Source organism: Clostridia bacterium (assembly GCA_017438525.1).
Classification (GTDB): domain Bacteria; phylum Bacillota; class Clostridia; order Oscillospirales; family RGIG8002; genus RGIG8002.
This window is the reverse complement of sequence record JAFRVI010000034.1, coordinates 1-13961: the sequence shown is the minus strand read 5'-3', so window position 1 is coordinate 13961 and position 13961 is coordinate 1. Positions and strand designations below refer to the sequence as shown.

General features: G+C 61.1%; 12 protein-coding genes. 1 reads left to right on the top strand and 11 read right to left on the bottom strand.

What is annotated here, in order from left to right; translation table 11 throughout:
• The 4 genes from IJL83_03655 to IJL83_03640 all read right to left on the bottom strand — a co-directional run.
• Positions 1 to 559: cysteine synthase family protein (locus IJL83_03655; GenBank protein MBQ6552694.1), on the bottom strand; the 559-nt coding region annotated here is incomplete at its 3' end.
• 12 nt (positions 560 to 571) lie between these two features.
• Positions 572 to 1849 (bottom strand): O-acetylhomoserine aminocarboxypropyltransferase/cysteine synthase, encoded by a 1278-nt coding sequence (locus IJL83_03650; GenBank protein ID MBQ6552693.1) that lies wholly within the window; start codon positions 1847 to 1849, stop codon positions 572 to 574.
• Positions 1850 to 1854: 5 nt separating this feature from the next.
• Positions 1855 to 2244 carry a Fe-S cluster assembly scaffold protein NifU gene (gene nifU / locus IJL83_03645; protein MBQ6552692.1) on the bottom strand — a complete coding sequence of 130 codons (390 nt, stop codon included), beginning with the start codon at positions 2242 to 2244 and terminating at the stop codon, positions 1855 to 1857.
• 72 nt (positions 2245 to 2316) lie between these two features.
• A complete protein-coding gene (locus IJL83_03640; protein MBQ6552691.1) occupies positions 2317 to 3504 on the bottom strand; it encodes an aminotransferase class V-fold PLP-dependent enzyme in 1188 nt (395 codons plus the stop codon).
• Positions 3505 to 3652: 148 nt separating this feature from the next.
• Between IJL83_03640 and IJL83_03635 the strand changes: the two genes are divergently transcribed.
• Positions 3653 to 4048, top strand: coding sequence for an Rrf2 family transcriptional regulator (locus IJL83_03635; protein ID MBQ6552690.1), 396 nt, complete (start codon positions 3653 to 3655; stop codon positions 4046 to 4048).
• Between the two features lie 60 nt (positions 4049 to 4108).
• Here the strand turns inward: IJL83_03635 and IJL83_03630 are convergent, their stop codons facing one another.
• The 7 genes from IJL83_03630 to IJL83_03600 all read right to left on the bottom strand — a co-directional run bounded on the left by IJL83_03630 (position 4109) and on the right by IJL83_03600 (position 13691).
• Complete coding sequence (locus IJL83_03630; protein MBQ6552689.1) at positions 4109 to 4936, bottom strand: pyridoxamine kinase; 828 nt, start codon at positions 4934 to 4936, stop codon at positions 4109 to 4111.
• Between the two features lie 179 nt (positions 4937 to 5115).
• A complete protein-coding gene (locus IJL83_03625; GenBank protein ID MBQ6552688.1) occupies positions 5116 to 6324 on the bottom strand; it encodes a hypothetical protein in 1209 nt (402 codons plus the stop codon).
• Positions 6325 to 6378: 54 nt separating this feature from the next.
• Positions 6379 to 7413: a metallophosphoesterase gene (locus IJL83_03620; GenBank protein ID MBQ6552687.1), complete on the bottom strand. Its 1035-nt coding sequence runs from the start codon at positions 7411 to 7413 to the stop codon at positions 6379 to 6381.
• Complete coding sequence (locus tag IJL83_03615) at positions 7410 to 10304, bottom strand: YfhO family protein (GenBank protein ID MBQ6552686.1); 2895 nt, start codon at positions 10302 to 10304, stop codon at positions 7410 to 7412. The genes IJL83_03620 and IJL83_03615 overlap by 4 nt, the downstream gene beginning before the upstream one ends.
• Positions 10305 to 10451: 147 nt before the next feature.
• Complete coding sequence (locus tag IJL83_03610) at positions 10452 to 11225, bottom strand: TatD family hydrolase (protein ID MBQ6552685.1); 774 nt, start codon at positions 11223 to 11225, stop codon at positions 10452 to 10454.
• 4 nt (positions 11226 to 11229) lie between these two features.
• Positions 11230 to 12801 carry a methionine--tRNA ligase gene (gene metG, locus IJL83_03605; GenBank protein ID MBQ6552684.1) on the bottom strand — a complete coding sequence of 524 codons (1572 nt, stop codon included), beginning with the start codon at positions 12799 to 12801 and terminating at the stop codon, positions 11230 to 11232.
• Positions 12802 to 12821: 20 nt separating this feature from the next.
• Positions 12822 to 13691 (bottom strand): hypothetical protein, encoded by an 870-nt coding sequence (locus tag IJL83_03600; GenBank protein MBQ6552683.1) that lies wholly within the window; start codon positions 13689 to 13691, stop codon positions 12822 to 12824.
• Between the last annotated feature and the right edge of the window lie 270 nt (positions 13692 to 13961).

Sequence of the window (13961 nt, the reverse complement as noted above, 5' to 3'; positions counted from 1 at the left end):
TGACGGTGCCGCCGGTGCCGACGCCCGCGACGAAGATATCGACTTTACCGTCGGTGTCGCGCCAGATCTCGGGGCCGGTGGTCGCCTTATGGATCGCGGGGTTGGCGGGGTTGACGAACTGCCCGGGGATGAAGCTGTCCGGGATCTCCGCGGCGAGCTCCTCCGCCTTCGCGATCGCGCCCTTCATGCCCTTCGCGCCGTCGGTCAGCACCAGCTCCGCGCCGTACGCTTTGAGTATGTTGCGGCGCTCGACGCTCATCGTTTCCGGCATCGTCAGAATGACGCGGTAGCCCTTCACGGCGGCGATGGAGGCAAGGCCGATGCCGGTGTTTCCGCTCGTCGGCTCGATGATGACGGAGCCGGGTTTGAGCAGTCCCTTCTTCTCGGCGTCCTCGATCATCGCCTTCGCGATCCTGTCCTTGACGCTTCCCGCGGGATTGAAGTATTCGAGCTTCACGAGCACCGTCGCCTCCAGCGACAGCTCTTTTTCTATATTCACTGTTTCGACCAGCGGCGTGTTGCCGATGAGCTCTATAGCGCCTTTGTAGATATTAGCCATTGTTATCCTCCTTTACTGAATCGCGGCAAAGCCGTTCTCGAGGTCGGCGATGATATCGTCGATATGTTCCGTGCCTATGGAAAGGCGTATCGTGCCTTCGCGTATGTCCTGCTCCTCAAGCTCCCGCGGCGAAAGCTGCGAATGCGTCGTCGTCGCCGGGTGGATGACGAGGGATTTGACGTCCGCGACGTTCGCCAGCAGCGAAAAGACCTTCAGCGCGTCGATGAAGCGCCACGCCTCTTCCCTGCCTCCCTTGATATCGAAGGTGAAGATCGAGCCGCCCCCGTTGGGGAAGTATTTCTCATAGAGCGCGTGCTGCGGATGATCGGGCAGCGAGGGGTGGTTGACGCGCTCGACCAGCGGATGCTTCGCGAGGAAGGCGACAACCTTCTTCGTATTCTCCGCGTGGCGCTCCAGACGGAGCGACAGCGTTTCTATCCCTTGCAGCAGCAGGAACGCGTTGAAGGGCGAGATCGCCGCGCCGGTGTCGCGCAGCAGGATCGCGCGGATATAGGTGACGAACGCCGCCGGGCCCGCCGCCGCCGTGAAGGCGACTCCGTGGTAGCTCGGGTTCGGCGCGGCTATGTTCGGGTACTTCTCCGGAGTCCACGCGAACCTGCCGGAGTCGACGATTATGCCGCCGAGCGTGGTGCCGTGGCCGCCGAGGAACTTCGTCGCCGAGTGGACGACGATATCCGCTCCGTGCTCTATCGGGCGGAAGAGGTAGGGCGTGCCGAAGGTGTTATCCACGACGAGCGGAACGCCGGCTTCGTGCGCGATCCGCGCGAGCGCGTCGATATCCGGCACGTCGCTGTTGGGGTTGCCGAGCGTTTCGGCGTAGACCGCCTTCGTATTCGGGCGTATCGCCGCCCTGACTTCGTCGAGGTCATGGATATCGACGAAGGTCGTTTCGATCCCGTACTGCGCGAGCGTGTGCGCCAGCAGGTTATAGCTGCCGCCGTAGATCGTCTTCTGCGCGACGACGTGTTCGCCCTGCCGCGCGAGCGCCTGAACGGCGTAGGTTATCGCCGCCGCGCCGGACGCGACCGCGAGCGCCGCGACGCCGCCCTCCAGCGCCGCGACGCGCTTCTCGAGCACATCCTGCGTGGAGTTGGTCAGGCGTCCGTAAATGTTGCCGGCGTCGCGCAGGCCGAAGCGGTCCGCCGCGTGCTCGGAGTTATGAAAAACGTAGCTCGTCGTCTGGTATATCGGCACCGCGCGCGAATCGGTCGCGGGGTCCGCCTGCTCCTGCCCGACGTGGAGCTGAAGCGTCTCGAATTTATATGCCATGGATGTCAGTCCTTTCTTTTTTCGGGATGTTTGCCGTAATAGTCCTCAATGGCGTTCAGTATCGCTTCCTCGGCGAGCACCGAACAGTGCATCTTGTACGCCGGAAGCCCGTCGAGCGCCTCCGCGACGGCTTTGTTGGTCAGCGCCTTCGCCTCCGAAAGCGGCCTGCCCTTGATGAGCTCGGTCGCCATTGAGCTGGAGGCGACGGCGCTCGCACACCCGAAGGTCTCGAACTTCACGTCGCTGATTATATCGCCGTCTATTTTCAGATAGATCCGCATTATGTCGCCGCATTTCGCGTTGCCGACCTCTCCGACGCCGTCCGCGTTCTCGATAACGCCGACGTTGCGCGGGTTGCGGAAGTGATCCATCACTTTTTCGCTGTAAAGCGCCATTTTATCACCTTCTCAAAGCTGAGTTTTGACTGATTGTCAGGCGTATTGTCATTATCGCCGATCAGTCCCGTATCACAGAATGAACTCCGATTTGCCTGAAACGAGGTCGCGCCAGACGGGAGAAAAACCGCGCAGGCGTTCGACGACCTCCTTCACCGACGAGATCATATAGCCGACCTCGTCCTCCGTCGCGTCCTCGCCGAGCGTCAGCCGCAGCGAGCCGTGAGCGACGTCGTGAACTCTGCCGATGGCGAGCAGGACGTGGCTCGGATCGAGCGAGCCGGAGGTGCACGCCGAGCCGGAGGAGGCGCATATGCCCGCGTCGTCCAGCATCAGCAGCAGCGATTCGCCCTCTATGCCCTCGAAGCAGAAGCTGACGTTCGAAGGCAGGCGCCGCTTCGCGTCGCCGTTCAGCGCCGAGTGAGGTATCTCCGCGAGCCCCGCGATGAGCCGGTCGCGCAGCGCCGTGACCCTCGCGGCGTTCGCCGCCATGCCGCCGACGGATTCCTTAAGCGCCGCCGCCATAGCCGCGATACCCGCGACGTTTTCCGTTCCGGCGCGGCGGCCGCTCTCCTGCGCGCCGCCTTCTATCAGCGCCGCCGGCTTCACGCCGCGGCGGACGTAAAGGAAGCCGACGCCCTTCGGCCCGTGAAACTTATGCGCCGATGCGGAAAGCATATCGACTTTGTCGGCGTTCACGTCGACCGGTATGTGCCCGACCGCCTGCACCGCGTCGGTGTGGAAAAGCGTTCCGCGGCGGCGGCAGATCTCTCCTATTTCGCTTATCGGCTGGATGGTGCCGATCTCGTTGTTCGCGTACATGACGGTGACAAGGCAGGTGTCGTCCCTTATCGCCGCCTCGACCTCGGAGGCGCGGACGATCCCGTCTTCGTGAACGGGCAGGTAGGTCACCTCAAAGCCGTCCTTCTCGAGCTTCGCGAGGGTGTGGAGGACCGCGTGGTGCTCGATGGCGTCGGAGACCACGTGCCGCCTGCCCGCCTTTCTGCCGAGCTCGGCGGCGGTAAGCAGCGCCTGGTTATCCGACTCCGAGCCGCCGGAGGTGAAGATTATCTCCCGCGGCTCCGCCCCGATACATCGGGCGACCTCCGCGCGCGCGGCTTCGAGCGCCTCCTTCGCGCGCTGCCCCGCCCCGTAAAGACTGGACGGGTTATACCAGCAGTCGTCTATATACGGCGCCATCGCCGCTTTCGCGGCCGCGCTCATTTTCGTAGTCGCGGCGTTATCCGCGTATATGAACATGGTCTCACCTGCCGTTCGTTACCGAGATTATACAATCAATCGCCTACTATGTCAATAGGTAATTGAAAAATATTTTTGAAATTATTTTCGGGCGGCTCTTGATTTACCTATTTAACCTGTGGTATAATAGGCGAAAGAGGTGAACGAAATGATCTCGACCAAAGGACGCTACGCCCTGCGCGTTATGCTCGATCTCGCGGAGCACGCGGACGGCCCGACTCCGCTGAAGGAGATCGCCGAGCGTCAGGAGATATCGAAAAAGTATCTGGAAATAATCGTGCGCGAGCTCGTCCGCGCGAAGCTGATACGCGGCTCCAGCGGCAAGGGCGGCGGCTATACGCTCTGCCGCGCGCCTGAGGAATACACCGCAGGCGAGATACTCGCGCTGACGGAGGGCACGCTCGCCGCCGTCGCCTGCCTCGCGGAGGGCGCGGAGAAATGTCCGCGCGCCGCGAAGTGCCGCACGCTCCCGATGTGGACCGAGCTGGACGGCCTGATTCACGACTACTTCTACTCCAAAAAGCTCAGCGACCTGATGAAATGAGCTGATGAATAAGATAAGCGCCCGTCGTCGACGGGCGCTTTCATTTTCGGATACCGCGGCTTATTTCATCGCGATGAGCTCGGGGAGCGTCGCCTCGAAGTCGACGCCGTACCACGGCTTATCCGCGCTTTCAAGCGTGACCTCGATGGTGTGCGCGGTGTAGTCCGCGGCGATGCGCATCGCGTCGCGCCAGTCGCGCCCCTTCATTATCTCGCCCACGCAGGCGCTGGAGAAAAGGTCGCCCGTGCCGTGATAGACCGCGTCCACGCGGTCATTCTGATAGACGTAGTATTCGCCGCTCTCACGGTCGAAGCCCATGACGCCGGTCTTGCCCTTCTCGAGCGAAACGCCGGTGATGACGTTGACCCGCGCGCCGAGGTCGTTCATGCGGCGCAGCAGCTCCTTGATATAGTCGACGCCGTATTCCTCGCGGTAGTCCATACCGGTCATCAGCGACGCCTCGGTGATGTTCGGAACGACGATGTCAGCGCCGGCACAGAGCTCGGCGTTCTTCTTGACGTAGTCCATATCGAAGGCGGGGTAAAGCTTGCCGTTATCCGCCATGACCGGATCGACGAAGATCACGGTGTTTTCGCCGCGGAAGTCGCGGAAAATCCGCTTTATCATGTCGATCTGCTCGATCGTGCCGAGGTAGCCGGTGTAGATCGCGTCGAACTTCACGCCCTCGCTCTTCCAATGCGCCGTTATCGGCTCTATCTGGTCACTCAGGTCCTTGCAGGTGAAGTTTTTGAACATCGTGTGCGTGGAGAGCACCGCCGTCGGCAGAATGACCGTTTCCGAGCCGAGCGCCGAAATCACCGGCAGCGCGATCGTCAGCGAGCATTTGCCCAGGCAGGATATATCCTGTACCGTCAAAACCTTTTTCATAATACCCTTCCTTTCGGCAGCGGGGCGCGCCCCGCGAATTGAATATTACGAGTATAACACAGTTTCCGCGAAAATCAAGCGAAAAAATATGAAAATTTTGTAAAATACAAACGCGCCGCGGTCGGCGGCGCGTCAGCTTCTTTACAGCGGCGGCGGTCACGCCCCCGCGCGGTTCCGCCTCAGTCGCATCTGAAGAAGAACATATTGTCCCTGTCGAAGCAGTCGAGGACGGTGTCTGCATTCTGGTAATCCTCGCTCTGCTCGAGCATCGTGTTGTAGTATCCGATGCAGATCCCGTCGTACCCCTCCGGCACGATGACGTCCCACTCGACCGCGGCGATGAAGGAATCCTCGTAGTCGTAAGCCGCGTGGAGCAGCAGGTATACGTGGCGCTCCTCGCCGTTCATCATGATATGGCCGGCGTAGTATTCGTATTCGCCGTCCGGCGAGGAGGATATCATATCGAACTCGCTCTCGAACTCGGCGGCGCTGTAGTAGTCGGTGCAGAGGTAGCCCATCTCGGGGTAGCCGTCGTCGAAGGTTATCTCAAAGGTCACGCGGCGCGATTCGTAGCCCGTCAGGTCGAGCTCCATATCCGCGGCGAACGCCTGCGCCGCCTTCGTCAGCCCGCCCTTTTTGTAGCTGCGCGCGGTGATCACGCCGACAAGGGAGGTGCCCTCCTCGTCGATATCCTCGGTCATATAGCTGTACGGCTCGCCCTCGTCCATCAGGTAGGGCGTGACGCCGTAGAGGACGAAGTCGGGTATTTCGTCGATATCGGAATAGGACGAGTAAGGCGACGGGGGCGACGATGACGACGGCGAAGCGCCGCTTTCGGACGGGACGGACGAAAAGGAGACTTCCGATTCGCTGCCCGCGGGGCTTTTTGAACGCAGCAGGCCCGGCGCGAAGAAGAGCACGACGATCAGCGCGGCGATAAGCGCGATGATGCCGAGAAATACCGGCAGGACGTATTTCGGGATCGGCTCATCGTCTTCGTCGGGGTCGGGGTCGGCGTCGTCGGGGGTGTAGTTCCCTCCCTCAGTCTCGGACGGCAGGCCGTCCTCGACAGCTCCCTCGTCTGAGGGAGCTCCGCCTTCGGCGGGGGCGTCGGCGGGGGTGTCGGAGTCGGGCGCTTCGCCCGCGTCTGTCATTCCGAGCCCTTCGGGCGAGGAATCCCCTTCCTTTTGCGGCGCGTCTGCTTGAGGCGTGGGATCCTTCGCTTCGCTCAGGATGACAGGATCGGGCGCGGGAGCTCCGCCTTCGGCGGGGGTGTCAGCGGCGGGGGTGTCGGCGAGGGTGTCGGAATCGGGCGCTCCCTTTTCTTCGGCGGGAACGGGCTCCGTTTCTTCCGCTTCCTTTTTTTCGAGTTCGTCTTTGTCGGGCACCGTTCTCGCCTCCTTCTCTTTCGGATAACGCCCCGTGAGTGCGGGGCGTTTCGTTTATTCCGCGTCGTACAAACCGTCCTCATAGGCGGTTACGGTGAAAATTTTGGTCTCGTAGTCCGGCGAGGCCTCCTTCAGCGTTATCAGGCGGCAGCCGCGGATGAGGTCGTCGCCGTAGGACGCGAAGGACGCGCCGGGACACTGGATTATATCTATCCCCTTCGCCTCGCCGATGAAGGCGTTGGCGTGGTCGTGGCCGACCGCGACGCCGACGACGCCTCCGATCTCGGCAAGGACGTCCATCTCGCCGCTATTCACCGTCGGCGGACAGGGGAATTCGCCGAGGTAGCCGGACGCTTTATCGTTCAGCCGCAGGGAGTAGTTCTTGCCGCCGTACGCCTTCGTGCCGGGAGTGCCTTCGGGCAGGCCGCTTTCACAGAGGAAGTCGAACCCCTCGGGCGGGATTATGTGCTGAAAGACCATCGACGGAACGATTCCGTCCGCGTTGTATTCCGCGGCGGTCGCCTTCATCCACTCGAGCTGATCCTCGTGGACGTGGTCGTAGCCGCCGTAGACGGGATCGTAGCTGCCGGAATCTATCATCCAGAGGTAATACGCCGCGCGGCCGCCGTCGGAAGACATGACGGGTATCGCGCAGCTTCCGAGTCCGCTTATCTCCGGCGCCGCGTCGACCGTGCGGCAGTCGCCGATGCCGGAGTAGACCCTGTGCATTACCTCTTTCGTCATGCCGTATTCGTCGTCGTGGTTGCCGAAGACGTAGGCGTAGGGCGTTCCGCGCTCGACGATCGGCGCGAGCAGCGCCTCGGCGCCACTGCGGAACTTCTTTTCCTCGCCCTCGATGACGTTGTCGCCGAGGAGGACGACGAGGTCGGGCTTGTTCATATCGAGCATCGCGCCGATGAATTTCATCATGCGCTCGTTCGGCTTTTCTCCGTCCTGGCAGTCCGCGAGGACGAGTATTCTGAATTCGCCGTCAGCGTTGAACTTCAATTCCGTTACCTCCTTCGCGCAGCCGGAAAAGGCGGCGAGCGCGAGCGTTATCGAGAGAAGCGCGGCGAGCAGGCGTTTCATACCGCTTCCTCCGCCGCTTCCGCCCTGCGCTTTCTGCGGCGCGCGAGGAGCGCGTCGGCGCACAGGTAGGCGGCGAAGACGCCCGCAGCGGCGGCGGATATCTTCGCGCCCGTTATGAAGCCGGGGCTGACGTATCTGAACTCCACGGTGTGTTCGCCTTCGCCGACGAGCACCGCCATGAAGCCGACGTTCACGCGCTCTATTTCGGCTTCGGCTCCGTCGACGTACGCCGTCCAGCCCGCGTCGTAGGGGATCGAATAGAAGACGTAGTTCTCGCGCTCCATATCTATCACGGAGGTGAAGCCGTTTTTGCCGAACTCCCAGCTCTTCGAGGCGGTCCTGCGGCGGTTATCGGCGTTGCGCGCCTGCGCGATCTCGCTGTAGGCGAGCGTATAGAACGGCGCGGTGTTCATGAAGCGGGAGAAGTAGTCGATGCGGTCGTCGTCCACCACCATCGCGGCGAGCAGGATCTGCGCCCTCGCGTCGCTGTTCAGCGAATCGTAGTCGCTGCGCGGGATCGCGTTGTCGTAGCAGAAGCCCATCGGGATGAACTGGTTGTTTTCCCAGACGTCGAAGGTGCCTATCTCGCCGACGTAGGTCAGCCAGTCGCATTCGCCGAAAAGCTCGCGCTGATTGTCGTCATCCAGCACGTAGCGGACGGAAAGCAGCGGGCGCAGCGCGCCGCGGTCAAGCGGCACGTTCGTGGCGACGTCGCGCTTTATGCCGAGCGAATCGTAAAACTCGATGGTGGAGGTCGGCACGACGCTGTGGAAGCTCGAAAGACCGGGCGTGTGCATGAAAATGGAGAGGTTGCGCACTCCGTCGTAGTTCTCGAGGCGGGAGTTCTCCAGCCCTTCGAGCTGTATGGTCTCATATGAGTAAAGGTAGTTTTCTTCGTAGAAATCCGGGCTGAACGCCTTTGAGTAGCCGATCTGCTCGTAGAACGTCCACGCGAGGAAGGCGAATAAGCAGGTCGTTGCGAGCACCGCGACGCCGTAGCGTTTTTTCGACGACCACTTCACGATGAAGTCGGGCCCGCCGCCTCCGCGCTTGAACAGGCGGCGCTTGAAGAAACGGCGCTTGCGCGGGGCGGGCTCGTCGGCTTCGGCGGCGTCGGCGGTTTCGGCGGCGTCGGCGGTTTCGGCGGCGTCGGCAGCGTCGGCGGTTTCGGCGGCGGGCAAGGCGGCGAGGTTGACTTCTGCCGCCGCTGTCATTCCGAGCCCTTCGGGCGAGGAATCCCCTTCCTTTTGCGACACGTCCGCTTGAGGTGTGGGATCCTTCGCTTCGCTCAGGATGACAAGATCGGGCGCGGGAGCTTCCGCTTCGCTCGTGACGACGGAATCGGGCGCGGGAGCTTCCGCTTCGTCTTCCTCTTCGACCGTAACGCCGGATGCGGACGCCTCCGCCGCTTCCGCCTTCTCCGTCTTCTTATCGCCGACCTCGAACGCGGCCGCGGTGCCGGTTTCGTCCGAATCGAGATCGCGCAGGTACATCGGGCGCATGATTCGCGTAAGCAGTATCACCATCGCGATGCAGAGCGCGAGGAAGAACACGTAAAGCCAGAAGCGGTCCGGGTACTGCTCCAGCCCTTTGAAGACGTCTCCGACGCCGTCGATCTTCTCAAAGTTCGACGGGTTCGTCAGCACCCACACTACGCCGGAAAGTCCGACCGGCAGCGCGATCGCCGCGGAGGCGATTATCGTGCCCTTTATGCCCGCCTTCCAGTTCGTTTCGCGGCGGTCGAGCGCGATCGCGGTAGCCATCGCCATAAAGAGTATCGCCATATACCACCAGCGCGTATAGTAATTCGACTTAAAGAGCAGGAACACCGCGTTGAACACCGGCACGAAGGAGCATACGCAGCAGAGCACGAGCAGGATCGAAAGCCAGTCGCGCTTATGCTGCTTCTTCGTGCGCAGATACGCCCACACGCCCGTCACCGAGAAGAGCGGCAGCCAGGCGGAGGTGGAGGTCCAGTTCGGTATCCAGGAGTCGCTCCCGCGATGGAAGAAGTTCAGGTCGCCGGGTATCTCCGGCGGGAATATCATTCCGCGGGCGAGCTCGAAATACCGCTTCGTCGCGGAGAAGAACCACATATAGTAGTTGTTGCTGAAGGACTCGTTCGCGCGCGGGAAATCCGAGAGCGCCATAAGCGTCGGCATCAGTATCGCCGCCGCCATCACCAGACCGATAACGGCTTCAAACGACGCGCGGCAGAGGTTTTTGAAGGAAAACTTCAGATCCTTCCCTATCAGGCGCAGAATATAATATATGACCACGAAGACCGCGACACCGGGGATGAAAAAGTAGCTGTAAAGCGAGCTGATGAAAACCATTATCCCGAGCCAGCCGCGCTTCCCCTCCTCGATGCAGGCGTCGAAAGCGAGGATGACGAACGGGAAGAACGCCACCACGTCGTGGAAGTGGTTGAAGACGAGGTTGAACATCTGGAAGCCGGAGAACGCGTAAAGTATGCCGCCGGTGAAGGCGAAATATTTATTCGCCACGCGCCTGCGGATGACGAAGAACGCGCCCATAGCCGCAAGCCCGATCTTCACGCAGTAGAGCGGCGCGATGAGATAGGTCGTCCAGGTGTGCGGGAAGAGCAGCGTTATCAGGAAAAACGGACTGCCGAGCAGATAGAAGGAATAGGACGCGATGGTGTTGACGCCCATATCCGTATTCCAGTTCCAGAAGAACTCGCCGCTGTGTATCGCGCGGTTGACCTCGCTGTAAAACGGTATCTGCTGAAGCTGGAAGTCGCCGAAAAACAGCTGGTATCCGCCCGTCATTATCATCACGGGCAAAAAGACCGACAGCGCCAGTCCCGCGGCAAGCAGGAAGACGGTCAGTCCGTCGTGTTTTCCGAAAAAGCGTTTTTTCTGAAGCATACGGTCTCCTTTTGCCGTGTATCTGTCATCTCGAGCGCAGCAAGAGATCCCCCGCCCTATGCAAACGGTCGCTTACGAGGGGGATTCCTCGCCGTCTTCGCCGGCTCGGAATGACAGGAGCGTTGCTATCGTTGATTTACCGACTGTTTATCGAAGTTCTTTTATCCCGAAAAATTTCAGCGCGTTCTCAAACGTTATCTCCGCGAGCTGATCGGGCGTAACGCCCTTGACCTCCGCCATCTTCGCGGCGACGAAGCGGACGAAAGCCGGCTCGTTGCGCTCGCCGCGGTGCGGCTCCGGCGACATATACGGGCCGTCCGTTTCTATCATGAGGCGGTCGAGCGGCACGGCGGCGCACGCCTCGCGGACGCGGTGCGCGTTTTTGAAGGTTATAACTCCGGTGAAGGAGACGTGGAAGCCCATCGCGACGTATTCGCGCGCGGTCTCGGCGCTGCCGCCGAAGCAGTGGACGACGCCCCGGCGCACGCCGCTCGCGCGGACGAGCTCGAGCGTATCGGCGCAGGCGTCGCGCGAGTGGATTATCACGGGCAGATCCGCTTCCTTCGCCAGCTCAAGCTGCCGCGCGAAGGCGCGCTTCTGCGTTTCCGCGTCGGTGTCGTCGTAGTGGTAATCGAGCCCGATCTCCCCTATCGCGACCGTCTTCGGCTTCGCCGCGAGCGCAAGCAGCTCCGCGCAGTCCGCCTCCGAAAAGCCCGCCGTTTCCGACGGATGCACGCCGACGGCGGCGTAGACGAAGGGGTACTTCTCGCTCAAAGCGACGGCGGCGCGGGCTTCCTCCATATTCGCGGAGGGGTTGAGTATAAGCTCGACTCCCGCGGCGGCGAGACCGCGCAGAAGCTCCTCGCGGTCCGCGTCGTAGCGCGGGTCGTCCATATGTACGTGGGTATCGAATAATCTCATCGCGTTATTCTTTATCCGCGAATATCTCCGCGAGCAGCTTCTCCTCGTCGATGCGGGCGAAGAGCATTCCGCAGTCCTCGAGGTCGGTGCCGGTCTGGAGCTGGCCGAAGCTCTCGAGGCGGTTCCAGTCCGCCTTGCAGTCGAAGATCGAGAGTATCTTCTCCGAGGTCGCGGGCATGAAGGGCGCGAGCAGGACGGCGGCGTGGCGGATCGTTTCAAGCAGGTTGTAGATGACGACGCCGAGGCGTTCGCGGCCCTCTTCGGTCTTCGCGAGCACCCAGGGGGCAGTCTCGTCGATGTATTTATTCGCCCTGCCGAGCAGGTCGAAGACGGCGTTCACGGCGTCGGCGACGCGCAGCTCGTCCATCTTCGCGCAGACGGTGTGCGCCGTCTCGCGGCAGGCGGCGATGAGCTCGTCGTCCACCGGCTCGCCCTCGAGGATCGGGGTGGGCGTTTCGCCGCCGAAGTATTTCTTCGTCATCGCGACGGTGCGGCTGACGAGGTTGCCGAGGTTGTTGGCAAGCTCGGTGTTGTATTTGCGGATGACGGCTTCGTAGGTGATCGTGCCGTCCGCGCCGTAGGGCATTTCGCTCAGCAGATAGAGGCGGACGCCGTCGACGGTGAAGTATTTGCAGAGCTCGTCGGCGTAGATGGTGTTGCCCTTCGACTTGCTCATCTTGTCGGTGCCGTTCAGCAGCCACGGGTGGCCGAAGATCTGCTTCGGAAGCGGCTCGCCGAGCGCCATGAGGATTATCGGCCAGTAGATCGTGTGGAAGCGCAGGATGTCCTTGCCGATGACGTGGACGTCCGCCGGCCAGTACTTTTTGTAGTTCTCGCCCTGCTTATCCTTGTCGACGTCGTAGCCGAGGGCGGTGATGTAGTTGGAGAGCGCGTCGATCCAGACGTAGACGACGTGCTTCGGGTCGAACTCGACCGGCACGCCCCACGAGAACGAGGTGCGCGAAACGCAAAGGTCGCTGAGCCCGGGCAGCAGGAAGTTATTTACCATTTCTTTGCGGCGGCTCTCAGGCATGATGAAGTCCGGATGCTCCTCGATATGCTTCAGCAGGCGGTCGGCGTATTTGCTCATACGGAAGAAGTACGCTTCCTCCTTCGCCTCGGTGACCTCTCCTCCGCAGTCGGGGCATTTGCCGTCGACGAGCTGGCTCTCGGTGAAGTAGGTCTCGCAGGCGACGCAGTATTTGCCGGAGTATTCGCCCTTGTAGATGTCGCCCTGCTCGTAGAGCTTCGTGAATATCTTAGCGACGGTGCGCTCGTGGTCGGGGTCGGTCGTGCGGATGAACTTGTCGTAGCTGGTGTTCATCAGGTCCCAGACCTCTTTGACCTCGCCGGCGACGCGGTCGACGTACTCCTTCGGCGCGACGCCGGCGGCCTCGGCGGCCTCCTGGATCTTCACGCCGTGCTCGTCGGTGCCGGTCAGGAAGAAGACGTCCTTCCCGCGCAGGCGGTTATAGCGCGCGATGCAGTCGGTGAAGACCGCTTCGTAGGTGTTGCCTATATGCGGCTTGCGCGACGTATAGGCGATCGCTGTGGTGATGTAGTATTTTTCGTTCATATTTCTTTCCTCTTTCGGATTTATTCAACTGTATATTCTATCTCTTCCTCTTCGCCGGAGGCGCCGCCGGTGAGTATCTCGTCGGCGTAGGTCGCGTAGCACATCGACGCGAAGGGCGCGACGATTATCGTGCCCGCGCCGTAGCAGAGGAAGTAGGTTATCAGTATCAGCGGTATCAGCGAAAGCTGAAACACAAGCAGTCCTCCGGACTGCCCGCGCATTCGCTCCTTGCTCTCGCGGACCGCCTGAAACGCGCTTATATCGCCCTCCGCGTAGATATACGGCGCGAGGAAGAGGCGGTTGGTCACGTAGACGAAGAGCACCGCGCAGCCGATCGCCGCGACTATGCCGAAGCTCATCAGCATTCCGGCGACGCCTTCGCGCCCCTTCTCATAGATGAGCGAGCCGCCTATCGACATCCCGAGCGGCGCGGCGAAGATCAGCAAGCCCCACTTCAGATAGTGCAGGCCTGTGTAGATATATATCCAGAGCGAACGGCCGACGCTCTTCGGCGAGCCGTATTCGTTCAGCGCCCAGCCGACCGTCTGCGGCGAGCCCTTGACGACAGAGTAGTGCCATTTCAGCGTGCCGAAGCGCAGCGGCGCGGAAAGCAGGAAGGTCACCAGCAGGCCGCCGGCGAAGACGGACAGCATCTTCACGACTGCCCAGCGGTCGCTCAAAAGCTCCTTGAAGTAGGCGTCTATCGCCTCGGTGGAGATAAGCTGCTGCGCCGTCAAAAGCTTGACGTTGAACGCTTTGTAGACCGCGTTCTGCAGGAAGCTGACCGCTAAGCTTATCACCTCCGCGATGAGCGCCAGCATCGCCGCCGCCCAGAAGCGTCCCATAAGCCGCATTATCGCTTTTCTTCTCACAAGAGATCTGTTTATCATAGGATTTCTCCGGTCCGTTTCGCGCCGGAGCGCAAAACTGCATAGTATACATCGTATATTTTACCACAACGTGAGAAAATTAGCAAGATATATTTGGGAATCGTTCCGGGTGTTTCGTCCCGCCCGCGTTGTTTGACGCAGCAAAAAACGGCGCCCAAAGGGCGCGCAAATTAGGGATAAGTCGGGTTTTGAACGGCTGTTTCCCGCCCATGCTTCACAAAAAACAGCGGCCATACATCAAGTATGACCGCTGTTTTGTTGTTTTGCCTG

Coding starts and splice junctions, on each gene's coding strand:
- IJL83_03630 (MBQ6552689.1), bottom strand. CDS start 4,936: ATGAAAAAGGTTTTGACGGTACAGGATATATCCTGCCTGGGCAAATGC.
- nifU (MBQ6552692.1), bottom strand. CDS start 2,244: ATGGCGCTTTACAGCGAAAAAGTGATGGATCACTTCCGCAACCCGCGC.
- IJL83_03650 (MBQ6552693.1), bottom strand. CDS start 1,849: ATGGCATATAAATTCGAGACGCTTCAGCTCCACGTCGGGCAGGAGCAG.
- IJL83_03600 (MBQ6552683.1), bottom strand. CDS start 13,691: ATGATAAACAGATCTCTTGTGAGAAGAAAAGCGATAATGCGGCTTATG.
- IJL83_03610 (MBQ6552685.1), bottom strand. CDS start 11,225: ATGAGATTATTCGATACCCACGTACATATGGACGACCCGCGCTACGAC.
- IJL83_03635 (MBQ6552690.1), top strand. CDS start 3,653: ATGATCTCGACCAAAGGACGCTACGCCCTGCGCGTTATGCTCGATCTC.
- metG (MBQ6552684.1), bottom strand. CDS start 12,801: ATGAACGAAAAATACTACATCACCACAGCGATCGCCTATACGTCGCGC.
- IJL83_03640 (MBQ6552691.1), bottom strand. CDS start 3,504: ATGTTCATATACGCGGATAACGCCGCGACTACGAAAATGAGCGCGGCC.
- IJL83_03620 (MBQ6552687.1), bottom strand. CDS start 7,413: ATGAAACGCCTGCTCGCCGCGCTTCTCTCGATAACGCTCGCGCTCGCC.
- IJL83_03615 (MBQ6552686.1), bottom strand. CDS start 10,304: ATGCTTCAGAAAAAACGCTTTTTCGGAAAACACGACGGACTGACCGTC.